Here is a 14,147-nt window from a genome sequence, read left to right on the forward strand (position 1 = left end):
GGTCGCTGCTTACTGGTTCTGCGGCGGCAGTGCTGCGATGAACGGGTGGTCGCGCTCGATCAGGCCCAGCTTGGAGGCACCACCGGGCGACCCGAGGTCGTCGAAGAACTCGACATTCGCCTTGTAGTAGTCCTTCCACTCCTCCGGGGTGTCGTCCTCGTAGAAGATCGCCTCGACCGGGCACACCGGCTCACAGGCTCCACAGTCGACGCATTCGTCCGGGTGGATGTACAAGGACCGCTGGCCCTCGTAGATGCAGTCGACGGGGCACTCTTCGATGCAGGCCTTGTCCTTTACGTCGACACAAGGCTGCGCGATGACGTAGGTCACGCTGTCGTTCCTCCTCGGTAGGGCGTTGGCTCTCGCGCGGGAGCGCGGCGTCGTCGATGCCCACGCCTAGTATCTCCGTTCCTGGGCACGAACCGAACAGGAGGGGCGGACAGAGCTGTGGAATTCACCATCGGCGGACGGCTTGAGGTCCGAATTACACCCGCTGACGTGGGCAAACGGGTATCAGTCCGACGCCGCTGCGAGGGCGACGCGGCGGGGTCGAAGTTCACCGACACGGTAGGTGTTCTCACATCATGGGACGCCGGTGTGCTCTCGATCACACCGAAGAGCGGTGAGTCCGTCCATGTCCCGCAATCGTCGCTGGTGGCGGGCAAGGTAGTGCCGTCCGCACCGGCCCGGCGCCGGGGCCCGGCGGCCACGTTCGCGGAGCTCGCCCCCGTCTGCGCCCGCGCCTGGCAGCCCGTGGAGAGCGAACCGCTCGGCGACTGGCTGCTGCGCTCCGCCGCCGGCTTCACCCGGCGCGCCAACTCCGCGCTGCCGCTCGGCGACCCGGGAATCCCGCTCGACGAGGCGCTCGCACGGGTGAAGCGGTGGTACGGCGACCGGGGCCTGCCTGCGTACATCCAGACCGCGACCGGCGCCGAGGGCGCGCAGGAGGAGCTGTGCGCGGAGCTGGAGCGCCACGGGTGGCGACGCGAGGTGACGGCGCAGGTACGGATCGCGGCGCTGGCCCCGATCGGCGACCTGGAGGCGGACGTCGCGCGGGTGCGGCTGAGCCGGGAGATCGTCGAGGGGTGGCTCTCGCGCTATCAGCGGTTCGACACCCCCGGCCCTCATGTACTGAAGGTGCTGGGCAGCGGGCCCTCGGTGTGGTTCGCGACCGTGCCGGGCGACGCGGAGGGCGAGGCACCCGCCGCGATCGGGCGGTGCGTGGTGGACGGCCGCTGGGCGGGCTTCATGGCCGTCGAGGTCGGTGCCGCGTACCGGCGCCGGGGTCTCGCCACCGCCGTGATGACCGCCCTGGCCCGCCAGGCGCTGGACGAGGGCGCGTCGGCGGCCTGGCTGCAGGTGGAGGAGGACAACGAGGGGGCGCGTGCGCTCTACGACCGGATGGGGTTCGAGACGCATCACCTTTATCACCACTTCCGGTCGGCGTAACCGGGGAAGGTACATACGTGTCCCCCATGAACCCCCCGAACCCGCCGGATCCGCCGGACCCCGAGAACCCGTCGGGCTCCGGGCGGGACGAGCTCCGACGGCAGTTCGCCGAGGAGGCGCGCGCCGAACGGCCCGACCTGGCGCTGCTCTGCCTGCTGCTGGCCGCGGAGGCCGACCCGGCGCTCGACGCGAACGGGATCGACGCGGCGCAGATCGAGCTGGACCGGCTGGCGGGCCTGCTTCCGTACGGGGTACGGGGCGGGCACGCCTGGGCCTCGGCGCTGGCCGAACTGCTCGGTGAGCGGTGCGGCTTCGCGGGCTCCTCGGCGGACTACCAGCGGCTGGAGTCGTCGATGCTGCACCACGTGCTGCGGCGCCGGCGCGGACTGCCGATCCTGCTGTCGGTGGTGTGGATCGAGGTGGCACGGCGGGCGGGCGCCCCGGTGTACGGGGTGGCGCTGCCCGGCCATTTCGTCGTCGGGTTCGGCGATCCGGCCGAACAGGTGCTGGCCGACCCGTTCGCCGGCGGCCGGCCGATGACCGGGCAGGACGCGGAGCTGCTGGTGACGGGGGCGACCGGAGCGCCGCTGGAACCGTCGATGCTGGTACCGGCCCGCCCGCTGGAGATCGTGCTGCGGATCCTCAACAACGTCAGGGCGTGGGCGGCGGTCCGCCCGGAGAGCACGCGGGTGGCGCTCTGGGCGGTTGAACTGTCCCTGCTGCTGCCGTCCCATCCGGCGAGACTGCGCTACGAGCGGGCTCAACTGCTCGTGCAGATCGGTGAGTTCCTCCGCGGAGCGGCCGAGATGGAGGAGTACGCGGAGTTGGTCGGGATGGTGGAACCGACAGCCGCGGAGGCGATCAGAGGGCGGGCACGCGCGGCGAGGGCGTTGCTGAACTAGCCGTAGAGGCGCGTCGGCGTCGGACCGTCCCGACTGCGGCGAGCAGGGACCAGGACTCGCCGTACGCAGGCCGTCGTATGCACCACCGGCTTCCGGCAGACCGAAGTAGCCCCGGGCTCGCCGCCGGGTGCGCGCCGCCGGACGGCGTACGAGCGCGGCGGCCTTCCCCCTGGTACCGGAGGATCCCCTCCGGGCTTCTCGCGCTCCCTCATTCGGCCCGGCACATTCGGCGTCCGAACCATTGACAAGGCCGTTGATTTTACCGAAACTCACGTCACCTCGCGAACCATTGTTCACTCAGCGAACATGAGACTCCAGGGGCCCGCTCCGGCCTCAGCGACAGGGAGGCTGCGCCGCCTCCTTTCGGCGTGCAGCGCAGGTACCGCGACGACGTGAGAGAAGTGAGTATCAGTGACTACCCGCTCCGCCCCACCTGAGCGCTCGTTCCGCACCGTCGGCGCCGTCATGGCCCTGTGCTGGCTGGCCGTGTTCTTCGACGGCATGGACGTCAACATCTACGGCGCTGTGATGCCACACCTGCTCGACGACTCCTCCCTCGGTTTCACCACTTCGACCGCCGGGACCGTCGGCAGCTGGACCACCTTCGGCATGCTGATCGGCGCCCTGACCGCAGGCACACTCACCGACTGGCTCGGCCGCCGGCCCGTCGTGGTCTGGAGCGTCTCGCTGTTCTCCGTCGGCTCCGCGCTGTGCGCGCTCGCGCCGTCCGTGACCGTCTTCGGCGCCGGGCGGTTCCTGGCCGGCCTGGGCCTGGGCGGACTGATGCCGATCGCCCTGGCAGTCGTCACCGAGTTCGCCCCGCCGCGCCGCGCCGCGCTCTCCATCGGGCTGATGATGACCTCGTACCACGCCGGAGGCATGGTGGCCACCGGCCTCGGCCTCGGCCTCGCACCGGACTTCGGCTGGCGCGCCGTCTTCTGGGCCGGTGTGCTGCCCGCCCTGATCGCGGTCCCGCTGGTACTGAAGTGGCTGCCCGAATCGCCGGGGGTGCTGCTCGCCAAGGGGCGCGCCTCCGAGGCCGAGGCGGTCGCCACCCGTTACGGCCTGCCCTCGCCGACCGCGGCCGAGGCACCCGAGGCCGGGGCCAGGGGGCGTTTCGCCGCAGTCGCGTCGCTGTTCGCACCCGGTTCGCGGATCGCGACCCCGCTGCTGTGGGTCGCCTCCTTCGCAGGTCTGCTGCTCGTCTACGGCGTCTCCACCTGGCTGCCCCAGCTGATGCGGGCCTCCGGCTACTCCCTCTCCTCCTCCGTCACCTTCCTGATGATCATCAACGCGGGCGGCATCGTCGGCATGCTCGTGGCCGGCCGCGCCGCCGACCGCTTCGGCGCCGTGCGCATCTCCGCGATCTGGTTCGTCCTGACCGCTTGCGGCACCTTCCTGCTCAGGGCCCACCTGCCGCTCGGCGTCGCGTACACGGTCGTCTTCATCACCGGCATCTGGCTCTTCAGCGCCCAGGCCATGGTGTATTCGGCCACCTCGACCGTGTACGCGCCCACCCAGCGGGCCACCGGCCTGGGCTGGGTCACCGGCATCGGCCGAACCGGTGCGGTCGTCGGCCCCTGGCTCGGCGGCGCCGTCATCGAGGGCGGCAACGTCGGCCTCGGTTTCACCACCTTCGCCGCCGCCGCCGTGCTGGGCGCGGCCGCGATCTGCCTGGTGCCGCTGGCTCGCGGCGGCCGGCGCGGGGCGCCCGCGCAGCAGACCTCGGCACTGGCCGGTGCGACCGACTGACGCCCTGCCCCGCCCCGCGAGTGACGTGATCGGACGCGCCCGCGGAACCCCGGCCGACGCCGGGCGTTCCGCGGGCGCGTCCGTTCGATGCGGCGGGTGCGCCCGGAAACCCTGCCGCCCCGAGCCGTTGACGAACCGGGTGCCGGGGGAACAGAATCAGGGGCGATGTGAACTTAAGTTCATCTGGCGAACACGATGGATAGGCGGGCGCATGGACAAGGTGGTCGCCTCGGCCGCAGAGGCCGTGGCAGATGTCCACGACGGTGCGTCGTTCGCGGTCGGTGGCTTCGGCCTCAGCGGCGTACCGAACACGCTGATCCAGGCGGTGTACGACACCGGTGTCCGCGGAGTGGGTGTGGTCTCCAACAACTGCGGCGCGATGGACTCCGGTCTCGCGGTCCTGCTCTCGGCGGGCCGGATCGCCCGGGTCACGGGCAGCTACATCGGCGCGAACAAGGAGTTCGCCCGGCAGTACCTCGCCGGCGAGCTGGAGGTGGAGCTCATCCCCCAGGGCACCCTGGCCGAGCGGCTGCGCGCCGGCGGTTGCGGCATCCCCGCCTTCTTCACACCGGCCGGCGTCGGCACCCAGGTCGCCGACGGCGGACTGCCTTGGCGCTACGACGGAGCCGGCGGGGTCTCGGTGGCGTCGCCGCAAAAGGAGACCCGCGAGTTCGACGGTGTCGAGTACGTGCTGGAGCGGGGTATCACCACCGACTTCGCACTGGTCCGGGCCGCCAGGGGGGACCGGCACGGGAACCTGGTCTTCAACAAGTCGTCCCGCAACTTCAATCCGCTGGCAGCCATGGCCGGCCGGATCACCGTCGCCGAGGTCGAGGAACTGGTCGAGCCCGGCGAGATCGACCCGGACCAGGTCCATCTGCCGGGCGTCTTCGTCCAGCGGGTGGTGGCGCTCACTCCCCGGCAGGCCGTGGACAAGAAGATCGAGAAGCGCACGACCAGGAAGGTGTCGGCCTGATGGCCTGGACGCGAGACGAGATGGCCGCCCGCGCGGCCCGCGAGCTGGGCGACGGTGAGTACGTGAACCTCGGCATCGGGCTGCCCACACTGATCCCCAACCACCTCCCCGACGGCGTCCAGGTCGTCCTGGAGTCGGAGAACGGCATCCTCGGCACCGGCCCGTTCCCCCGCGAGGACGAGGTCGACCCGGACCTGATCAACGCCGGCAAGGAGACCGTCACCGTCCTGCCCGGCGCCTCCTTCTTCGACTCGGCGCTCTCCTTCGGCATGATCCGCGGCGGGCACATCGACACCGCCGTGCTGGGCGGCATGCAGGTCTCCGCCCGTGGCGACCTCGCCAACTGGGCCGTTCCCGGCAAGCTGGTCACCGGCATCGGCGGGGCCATGGACCTGGTGCACGGGGCCCGGCGGGTGATCGTGACGATGACTCACACCGCCAAGGACGGCAGCCCGAAGATCGTCGAGGAGTGCACGCTGCCACTCACCGGCCGGACCTGTGTCGACCGCATCATCACCGACCTCGGCGTCCTGGACGTCACCGACGACGGCCTCGTCCTGGTGGAGAGTGCCCCGGGCGTCACCGCCGAGGAGATCCAGCACCTGACCGCCGCCCCGGTCCGGATCGCCGCGGCCGCCGAAGGGAGCACGCGATGACCCGTCAGCTGCGCGATGTCTACATCGTCGACGCCGTCCGCACCCCGGTCGGCAAGTACGGGGGCGCCCTGTCCGGGGTGCGCCCCGACGACCTCGCTGCCGGCGTGCTCCGATCCCTGCTGACCCGTACACCGGAGCTCGACCCGGCTCGGATCGACGACGTCCTCTTCGGCAACGCCAACGGCGCCGGCGAGGAGAACCGCAACGTCGCCCGGATGGCCGTGCTGCTCGCCGGACTGCCCGTCACCGTCCCCGGCAGCACCGTCAACCGGCTGTGCGCCTCCGGTCTCGAAGCCGTCGTCCAGGCCGCCCGCGCCATCGCGGTCGGGGACGCCTCCGTCGCCGTCGCGGGCGGCGTCGAGTCGATGAGCCGCGCCCCCTGGGTGCTGCCCAAACCCTCGCGCGCCTTCCCGGCCGGCAACCAGGAGCTGTTCTCCACCACGATCGGCTGGCGCATGGTCAACGAGCGCCTGGAGCCCCAGTGGACCGTCCCGCTCGGCGAGGGCGCAGAACTGATCGCCGACCGGTACGGCATCACCCGCGAGCAGCAGGACGCCTTCGCCGTGGCAAGCCACGAGAAGGCCGCCCGCGCCTGGCAGAACGGCCTGTACGACGACGAGGTCGTGCCCGTCGAGGGCGTCGGCCTCACCCGCGACGAGACCATCCGGGACAACACCTCGCCCGAGTCGCTGGCCGGTCTGAAGCCGGTCTTCCGCCCGGACGGCACGGTCACCGCCGGCAACGCCTCTCCACTCAACGACGGCGCCGCCGCGCTGCTGCTCGTGGGCGAGGAAGGGCTGAGGGCCACCGGCCGTGAGCCGCTGGCACGCGTCCGCGCCTCGGCCGTCACCGCCGTCGAGCCGCAGTACTTCGGTCTCGGCCCCGTCGAGGCCGTCAGGAAGGCCCTGAGCAGGGCCGGCCGCGGCTTGGGCGACCTGACCACGTTCGAACTCAACGAGGCCTTCGCCGCCCAGTCCCTGGGCTGCCTGGCCGAATGGCCCGGCCTCGACCCCGCGGTCGTCAACCCGCGCGGCGGAGCCATCGCCATCGGTCACCCGCTCGGCGCCTCCGGTGCCCGTATAGCCGGAGCCGTCGCCCACCAGCTCGCCGCCACGGGCTCCGGAACCGGCCTCGCCGGCCTGTGCATCGGCGTCGGACAGGGCCTCGCCCTGGTCCTGGAAAGGTAGGAAAACCCGTATGACCACCCCTCTGACCCAAGCCCGGATCTCCGAGGAGATAGCCGAGCACCGCGACGCCTACGCCAAGGCCGTGGCGGCCGGCGCGCCCACGAGGAGCCACCCCGACCGCGGTTACGCCCCGTACCGCAGCAGCGTCCTGCGCCATCCCGGCAAGCCGCTGGTCGCCCTGCACGACCCCGAGGCCGTGGAGCTCTCCGGCCCGGTCTTCGGCGTCACCGATGTCACCGCCCTCGACCACGACCTGACCCGGCAGCACCGGAGCGAGCCGCTCGGCGAGCGGATCAAGGTCACCGGCCGGGTGCTGGACCGGGACGGCCGCCCGGTGCGCGGCCAGCTGGTCGAGGTCTGGCAGGCCAACGCCTCGGGCCGCTACGCCCACCAGCGCGACGACCATCCCGCCCCGCTCGATCCCAACTTCACCGGTGTGGGCCGCTGCCTGACCGATGACCAGGGCGCGTACGAGTTCGTCACCGTCAAGCCGGGCGCCTACCCCTGGCGCAACCACGTCAACGCCTGGCGTCCTGCCCACATCCACTTCTCGCTCTTCGGCAACGCCTTCACCCAGCGGCTGATCACCCAGATGTACTTCCCGGGGGACCCGCTCTTCGCCTACGACCCCATCCTCCAGTCCGTCACCGACGACTCCGCGCGCCGACGGCTCGTCGCGACGTACGACCACGACCTGTCCACCCCCGAATGGTCGCTCGGCTACCGCTGGGACATCGTCCTCGACGGTCCGGCCGCCACCTGGATCGAGGAGGGCCGCTGATGTCCGCCACACCGTCGCAGACCGTGGGCCCGTTCTACGGTTACGCGCTGCCCTTCGCAAAGGGCGGCGAGATCGCCCCCGCCGGACACCCCGACGCCCTCACCGTCCACGGCTACGTCCACGACGGCGCCGGGGATCCCGTCCCCGACGCCATCATCGAGGTATGGCAGCCAGCGCCCGACGGCTCACGCCGCGGTGCGCCCGGCTCGCTGCGCCGCGACCCCGTCACCGGAGCGGTCATCGGCAGGACCGATGCCGGCTTCACCGGCTTCGGCCGCGTCGGGACCGACGCGGACGGCCAATACGAGCTGCGTACGCTTCCGCCCGGCGGCGTCCCCTACCTCTCGGTGATCGTCTTCGCCCGTGGCCTGCTGCACCATCTGCACACCCGGATCTACCTGCCCGGCCTGACCGACACCGCGGCGGACCCGCTGCTGGCCGGCCTGGAGCCCGAGCGCCGCGCCACGCTCCTCGCCGTCCCGCACGGAGACCGTCTGCACCGCTTCGACATCCGGCTCCAGGGTGACGGTGAGCACGAGGAGACGGTCTTCCTTGCCTTCGACTGACCCCGCCGAGGACCTCGGCCTGCTCTCCCCGGCGCAGGCCGGGTCACCGGTCGAGGCCGCCACGGGCGACGCCGCGTACGTCCGCGCGATGCTGGATGCCGAAGCAGCGCTGACCCGCGCGCAGGCCGCGCTGGGTCTCGCCCCCGCCGCGGCGGCGCAGGCCGTCACAGCGGCGGCCGCCGAGACCGCCCGATACGACGTCCGGGGCCTCGCGCTGCGCGCCCGCTCCGGCGGCAACCCCGTCATCCCGCTCGTCGCCGACCTGACCGCGGCCGTCGCCGAGCGCGACCGGCAGGCCACCGCCCATGTGCACCGCGGCGCCACCAGCCAGGACATCCTGGACACGGCCGCCATGCTGGTCGCCGCCCGCGCCCTGGAACCCGTCCTCGCCGACCTCGGTCGCGCGGCCGCCGCCCTGGCGCGGCTCGCCGCCGAGCACCGCGACACCCCGATCGCCGGACGCACGCTCACCCAGCACGCCGTGCCCACCACCTTCGGCCTCAAGGCCGCCGGCTGGCGCTCGCTGGTGCTCGACGCCCACGAACGCCTCGCGGCCGTCCGGGCAGCGCTGCCCGCACAACTCGGCGGAGCGGCCGGCACCCTGGCTGCCTTCCACGCCTTCGCCGAGGCCGACGGCTCGACCGCCGATCCGGATCCCGGCCCGGACCTGGGGCTGCGGCTGCTCGCCGGCTACGCCGTCGAGACCGGACTGGCCGAGCCCAGGCTGCCCTGGCACACCCTGCGCACCCCCGTCGCCGACCTGGCCGGCGCCCTCGCCTTCACCGCCGGGGCACTCGGCAAACTCGCGGCGGACGTCCTGCTGCTGTCCCGTACGGAGATCGGCGAACTGGGCGAGAGCAGCGGCGGCGGCTCCTCCGCCATGCCGCACAAGGCCAACCCGGTCCGCGCCACACTGATCGCCGCCGCGGCCCGACAGGTCCCCGCCCTCGCGTCCGTGCTCTACGCCGGGCTCGCCGCCGAGGACGAGCGCCCGGCCGGCGCCTGGCACGCCGAGTGGCAGCCCCTGCGCCAGGCCCTGCGCCTGGTCGGCGCAGCCGCCGGCGACGCCGCCGAACTGGCCGAAGGCCTGCGCGTCCACCCGAACCGGATGCGCGACAACCTCGACGCCAGCGACGGCCTGATCGTCAGTGAGCGGCTCGCCGCGGTGCTGGCGGCCCTGATCGGCCGCGGCGAGGCCAGGCAGGCGCTGTCCCGCGCCTCCCGCCGCGCCGTGGAGCAGGGCATGGAACTCGACGAGTCCCTCCGGCAGGAGCCCGGCATCGCCGGCGCCCTCCCGCAGGACCGGCTGCGCGAACTGACCGACCCGACGCAGTACGCGGGCTCCGCGGGCGCCCTCGTGGACCGTGCCCTGCGCCGCACCGGTGCCGCCCGGAAACCGATCTGACGCAACATCGGCTTTGCCGGAACCCGACCTGACGCGGCGTCGGCGCCGCCCAGGACCGGATCTGACGCAACGTCGGCACCGCCCGGGAACCGATCCGATACAGCGTCGGACACCGCCGGCGCCACGCAGGCCCCTGCCCTACCGCACCGGCCGGCGGCCGTCGGCCGTCCGCCCCCACCGCCCGCCGGGCGGCCCCGCACCACCAGCACGAGGAGACCGCATGAGCACTTCTGCCCCCGCGCAGCGTCTGCTGCACCACCGCGTGGACGGCCGGGACTCCGCCCCGCCGCTGATCCTCGGTCCTTCGCTCGGCACCTCGCTGGCCGTGTGGGAGCCCCAGACCCCGTCGCTGGCCCGGACCCACCGGGTGGTGCGCTGGGACCTGCCCGGCCACGGCGGCTCCCCGGCCCGCCTGCTGCCCGACGGTGGCACCGTCGCCGACCTCGGGCAGCTGGTTCTCCGCCTCGCCGACGCACTCGGCATCGAGGAGTTCGGCTACGCCGGCATCTCGCTCGGCGGCGCCGTCGGCACCTGGCTCGCCGTGCACCACCCCGAGCGGGTCACCTCGCTCGCGATCCTCTGCTCCTCGGCCCGCTTCGGCCCGCCGGAGGGCTGGTCCGACCGCGCGGCGCTGGTGCGCGCCGAGGGCACCGGGCCGGTCGCCGCGACCGCCCCCGCCCGCTGGTTCACCCCGTCCTTCGCCTCTTCCCCGGCGGCGCGGGCGATCGTCGACGATCTGTCCGCGACCGATCCCGGGGCCTACGCCGGGCTCTGCGACGCACTCGCCGGCCTCGACCTGCGCGCCGAGCTGTCCCGTATCACCGCGCCGACCCTGGTCGTCGCGGGCCGCGAGGACCTGGCGACGCCCGTCGCGCACGCCCGCGAGCTGGCCGACGGCATCCCCGGCGCGGCCCTGACCGAGGTGGCGCACGCCGCGCACCTCGCCAATGTCGAGCGTCCGGTGCCCGTACTGGCCGCCCTGCTGGGACACTTCGCGGCCGATGCCGCACCGCATGGCGACGACGTCTCCCGGCACGACGCCGGTATGACCGTGCGCCGCGCCGTGCTCGGCGACGAGCACGTCGACCGGGCGATCACCCGCACCACCGACTTCACCGCCGGTTTCCAGGACTTCATCACCCGCTACGCATGGGGTGAGATCTGGACCCGGCCGGGGCTGAGCCGCAGAACCCGCAGCTGCATCACCCTCACCGCGCTGGTCGCCCACGGGCACCACGAGGAACTGGCCATGCATGTGCGGGCCGCGCGGCGCAACGGTCTCACCCCCGAGGAGATCCAGGAAGTCCTGCTCCAGTCGGCCGTCTACTGCGGCGTGCCCGCGGCGAACGCCGCTTTCGCCATCGCGAACCGCATTCTCGAAGAGGAGAACTGACCGCCATGGACCACACCACCGTCGGCATCGTCGGCGGCGGCCCCGCGGGGCTGCTGCTCGCCCGGCTCCTCCACAACTCCGGCATCGACTGCGTCGTTCTGGAGAGCCGGGACCGCACCTATGTCGAGCAGCGCCAGCGCGCCGGCATCCTCGAGCAGAGCACGGTCGACGTGCTGCGGGAGTCCGGTGCGGGCGAGCGGCTGGACCGCGAGGGCATGGTCCACGACGGGATCGAGCTGCGCTGGAACCGCCGGGCACAGCGCATCGACTTCCCGTCGCTCACCGGCGGCCGCAAGGTGTGGGTGTACGCCCAGACCGAGGTCGTCAAGGACCTGATCGCCCTTCAGACGGCGGACGGAGCCCCGCTGCTGTTCGAGGCACAGGTGAATGAGGTCGTCGGAGCCGACACGGACCGGCCCGTCATCCACTACAGCCACCAGGGCCAGGACAGGACACTCGCGTGCGACTACGTCGTGGGCTGCGACGGATTCCACGGCGTGACCCGCAAGGCGGTCCCGGACGGCGTCATGAGCGCCTTCGAGCGGGTCTACCCCTACTCCTGGTTCGGCATCCTGGCCGATGTCCCGCCGTCCTGCGACGAGCTGATCTACGCGCACTCGCCGCGCGGCTTCGCCCTGCACAGCATGCGCTCCGCCACGGTCAGCAGGCTCTATCTGCAGGTCCCGAACGGCACCGACCCGGCCGACTGGCCGGACGACCGGATATGGGACGAGCTCGACGCCCGATTCGCGACCGACGGCGACTGGCGGCTCGAGCGCGGCCCGATCACCTCCAAAGCCGTGCTGCCGATGCGCAGCTTCGTCACCGAGCCCATGCGCTGGGGACGGGTCTTCCTGGCCGGTGACGCCGCGCACATCGTGCCGCCCACCGGTGCCAAGGGGCTCAACCTCGCGGTCTCCGACGTCGTCGTGCTCGCCCGGGCCTTTGCCCACCTGCGGGACAGCGGCTCCACCGAGCTGCTCGACGCGTACTCGGACACCTGTCTGCGCCGGGTGTGGCGCGCCGAGCACTTCTCGTACTTCATGACCACGACCCTGCACACCGACCCGGGCCAGAGCGCATTCGAGACCCGGCTCCAGCTGTCCCAGCTGGACCGCGTGTCGTCGTCCCGGCACGCGGCAGCGGAGCTCGCCGAGAACTACGCGGGCCTGCACATCGGTTGAGCTCCTGCTGACGCAGCGGCGCCGCGGGGCCGAGGAGCGCCGCGGGGCCGAGGAGCGCCGCGCGCCGCAGACGTCGCCCGGTGCGGTTCACCCCGTCGGCGCGGGTGGAGCGGGTGCGCAGGGCCCGGCCGCCCCGCGCGGCCGCAGGGTGCGGCGGGTACGGTTTCCGCACACCCCGGAGGTTCGACGAGGAGGACCGCATGCCGCATGCCGCGACCGCATCCGAGGCGGACGCCGCAGCACCCGGCGGCGAGCCGGTCGGACCGCTGGAGCGTGGTCTGGCCGTGCTGCGCGCCCTGGCCGCCCACCCCGGACCGCGGATGCGCCCCGGCGATCTGGTCCGCGCCACCGGCCTGGCACGCTCCACCGTCGACCGCATCGTCACCACTCTCACCCACCTGGGATATCTGCGCATCGAGGACGACCGCGACGTGCTCCTCGCGCCGCGCCTGATGGAGCTGGGCAATGCCTACCTCACCTGCTGCGGTCTCCCCGACGCCCTGGAACCGCTCGCCGTCGCGCTGGCCGACGAGCTGGACGAGTCGGTCTCCCTCGCGGTGCCGGACGGCGCCGGGGTGCGGTTCATCAGCCAGTCCACCCGGCGGCGCACCATGGCGCTGGCCTTCCAGATCGGTGACCTGCTGCCCGCCGAGCGGTGCGCCCCGGGCGCCCTCTTCGCCTCCGGGTGGAGCCCCGAGCAGCAGGCCGACTGGCGCAGACGGCTGCACGACGACCCCCGTGACACCGGATTCCCCGCCGTTCCTCCCCGCTCGGCGCCACCGGCCCCCGACGAGGTGGAGTCGGCCTTCCTGCAGCGGGTGGCCGACGCCCGTGGCAACGGCTGGGCCGCCGACGACCAGCTGATCGAGCCCGGTCTGGTCGCCGTCGCGGTCCCCGTGCGCGCCCCCGACGGCAGCACGGTGTGCGCGCTCAGCGTGGTCAGTCACACCAGCAGGCACAGTGCCCGGTCGCTGACCGAGCACGCCCTGCCCCGGCTGCGGGAGTACGGGGCGCGGATGGAGGCGGCACTGGACTCCCCCGCACCGGCCGCCACGCCGCCCGTGCCCGGCGGCCCGGACACCTCGCGCGCCGCCAAGGCGGAGCTGGGTCCGGAATTCCTGCAGTCGCTGACCCGGGGGCTGGCCGTGCTCACCGCCCTGGGATCGGCGCCTGGTGGGCTCACCCTGTCCGGCGCGGCGGAGGCCACCGGCCTGGCCCGCGCCACCGCCCGCCGGGCGCTGCTCTCCCTCCAGCAGCTGGGGTACGCGGCCGCTACCGGTGAGGGACGACGTTTCACGCTGCTGCCCACGGTGCTGGAGCTGGGCTATGCCCGGCTCTCCCGGCTGAGCTTCGCGGAGATCGCGCAGCCCCATCTGGCCCGGCTGGTGGAGCAGGTGCACGACTCGGCGTCCGTCGCGGTGCTGGCCGACGACGACATCATGTACGTCGCCCGGGTGCACACCGTACGCATCATGAGTGTCAACATCACGGTCGGCACCCGCTTCCCGGCGTACGCCACCTCCATGGGCCGGGTGCTGCTTGCCGGTCTGCCCGGGCGGGAGGCGGCCGAGCGGCTGGCCCGCGCCCCGGTGCGGCCGCTGACGCCGTTCACCCGGGTCGACGCCGCCGATCTCGCCGAGGCCGTGGCGCAGGCACGACGGGACGGTCACGCCCTGGTGGACCAGGAGCTGGAGGAGGGTCTGCGGTCGATCGCGGTGCCGGTGCGCGACCGCACCGGCCGGGTGGTCGCCGCCGTGAACGTCTCCACCCACGCCAGCCGGGGCACCCTGGACGACGTGCGGCAAGCGGTGCTGCCCGCGCTCACGGCGGCGGCGGCCGCGATCGAGGAGGACCTGGCGGTCGTGACGGAACGGGTCCGGCTCGTGATCCCCTGAC

The 14,147-nt window shown here is 73.0% G+C and carries 13 protein-coding genes; 12 read left to right on the forward strand and 1 reads right to left on the reverse strand.

What is annotated here, in order from left to right; all coding sequences use genetic code 11:
• Positions 1–9: 9 nt before the first annotated feature.
• Positions 10–330 carry a ferredoxin gene (gene fdxA, locus ACFYP5_RS01845; RefSeq protein WP_037688837.1) on the reverse strand — a complete coding sequence of 107 codons (321 nt, stop codon included), beginning with the start codon at positions 328–330 and terminating at the stop codon, positions 10–12.
• 117 nt (positions 331–447) lie between these two features.
• Between fdxA and ACFYP5_RS01850 the strand changes: the two genes are divergently transcribed.
• From ACFYP5_RS01850 to ACFYP5_RS01905, 12 genes are all read left to right on the forward strand, one after another.
• Positions 448–1,449, forward strand: coding sequence for a GNAT family N-acetyltransferase (locus ACFYP5_RS01850; RefSeq protein ID WP_389029196.1), 1,002 nt, complete (start codon positions 448–450; stop codon positions 1,447–1,449).
• Positions 1,450–1,475: 26 nt separating this feature from the next.
• Positions 1,476–2,351: a tetratricopeptide repeat protein gene (locus ACFYP5_RS01855; protein WP_389029199.1), complete on the forward strand. Its 876-nt coding sequence runs from the start codon at positions 1,476–1,478 to the stop codon at positions 2,349–2,351.
• Between the two features lie 411 nt (positions 2,352–2,762).
• Complete coding sequence (locus tag ACFYP5_RS01860; protein WP_389029202.1) at positions 2,763–4,103, forward strand: MFS transporter; 1,341 nt, start codon at positions 2,763–2,765, stop codon at positions 4,101–4,103.
• A gap of 211 nt (positions 4,104–4,314) precedes the next feature.
• Positions 4,315–5,079, forward strand: a complete 765-nt coding sequence (locus ACFYP5_RS01865) for a CoA transferase subunit A (RefSeq protein ID WP_389029204.1) — start codon at positions 4,315–4,317, stop codon at positions 5,077–5,079.
• Positions 5,079–5,735, forward strand: coding sequence for a CoA transferase subunit B (locus tag ACFYP5_RS01870; protein ID WP_389029207.1), 657 nt, complete (start codon positions 5,079–5,081; stop codon positions 5,733–5,735). Before ACFYP5_RS01865 ends, ACFYP5_RS01870 begins: the two co-directional genes overlap by 1 nt.
• Positions 5,732–6,922 carry a thiolase family protein gene (locus ACFYP5_RS01875; protein ID WP_389029210.1) on the forward strand — a complete coding sequence of 397 codons (1,191 nt, stop codon included), beginning with the start codon at positions 5,732–5,734 and terminating at the stop codon, positions 6,920–6,922. The genes ACFYP5_RS01870 and ACFYP5_RS01875 overlap by 4 nt, the downstream gene beginning before the upstream one ends.
• A 10-nt stretch (positions 6,923–6,932) precedes the next feature.
• A complete protein-coding gene (pcaH, locus tag ACFYP5_RS01880; protein WP_389029213.1) occupies positions 6,933–7,703 on the forward strand; it encodes a protocatechuate 3,4-dioxygenase subunit beta in 771 nt (256 codons plus the stop codon).
• Entirely contained in the window at positions 7,703–8,269 is a 567-nt protein-coding gene (gene pcaG, locus ACFYP5_RS01885) for a protocatechuate 3,4-dioxygenase subunit alpha (RefSeq protein ID WP_389029216.1), read from the forward strand. Before pcaH ends, pcaG begins: the two co-directional genes overlap by 1 nt.
• Positions 8,256–9,674, forward strand: coding sequence for a 3-carboxy-cis,cis-muconate cycloisomerase (pcaB, locus tag ACFYP5_RS01890; RefSeq protein ID WP_389029219.1), 1,419 nt, complete (start codon positions 8,256–8,258; stop codon positions 9,672–9,674). Before pcaG ends, pcaB begins: the two co-directional genes overlap by 14 nt.
• A gap of 220 nt (positions 9,675–9,894) precedes the next feature.
• A complete protein-coding gene (gene pcaD, locus ACFYP5_RS01895; protein WP_389029222.1) occupies positions 9,895–11,067 on the forward strand; it encodes a 3-oxoadipate enol-lactonase in 1,173 nt (390 codons plus the stop codon).
• 5 nt (positions 11,068–11,072) lie between these two features.
• On the forward strand, positions 11,073–12,251 hold the full coding sequence (locus tag ACFYP5_RS01900) for a 4-hydroxybenzoate 3-monooxygenase (RefSeq protein WP_389029225.1): 1,179 nt from the start codon (positions 11,073–11,075) through the stop codon (positions 12,249–12,251).
• Between the two features lie 200 nt (positions 12,252–12,451).
• The gene (locus tag ACFYP5_RS01905) at positions 12,452–14,146 is read left to right on the forward strand and encodes an IclR family transcriptional regulator C-terminal domain-containing protein (protein ID WP_389029228.1); all 1,695 of its coding nucleotides are present in this window, start codon (positions 12,452–12,454) and stop codon (positions 14,144–14,146) included.
• The last annotated feature ends 1 nt before the right edge of the window (position 14,147 follow it).

The organism is Streptomyces sp. NPDC005262 (genome assembly GCF_042872425.1).
Lineage (GTDB): Bacteria > Actinomycetota > Actinomycetes > Streptomycetales > Streptomycetaceae > Streptomyces.

Bases quoted from the DNA above. Each gene is read 5' to 3' on its own strand.
- ACFYP5_RS01855 (WP_389029199.1), top strand. From the start codon at position 1,476: ATGAACCCCCCGAACCCGCCGGATCCGCCGGACCCCGAGAACCCGTCG.
- ACFYP5_RS01865 (WP_389029204.1), top strand. From the start codon at position 4,315: ATGGACAAGGTGGTCGCCTCGGCCGCAGAGGCCGTGGCAGATGTCCAC.
- ACFYP5_RS01870 (WP_389029207.1), top strand. From the start codon at position 5,079: ATGGCCTGGACGCGAGACGAGATGGCCGCCCGCGCGGCCCGCGAGCTG.
- ACFYP5_RS01875 (WP_389029210.1), top strand. From the start codon at position 5,732: ATGACCCGTCAGCTGCGCGATGTCTACATCGTCGACGCCGTCCGCACC.
- pcaH (WP_389029213.1), top strand. From the start codon at position 6,933: ATGACCACCCCTCTGACCCAAGCCCGGATCTCCGAGGAGATAGCCGAG.
- pcaG (WP_389029216.1), top strand. From the start codon at position 7,703: ATGTCCGCCACACCGTCGCAGACCGTGGGCCCGTTCTACGGTTACGCG.
- pcaD (WP_389029222.1), top strand. From the start codon at position 9,895: ATGAGCACTTCTGCCCCCGCGCAGCGTCTGCTGCACCACCGCGTGGAC.
- ACFYP5_RS01900 (WP_389029225.1), top strand. From the start codon at position 11,073: ATGGACCACACCACCGTCGGCATCGTCGGCGGCGGCCCCGCGGGGCTG.
- ACFYP5_RS01905 (WP_389029228.1), top strand. From the start codon at position 12,452: ATGCCGCATGCCGCGACCGCATCCGAGGCGGACGCCGCAGCACCCGGC.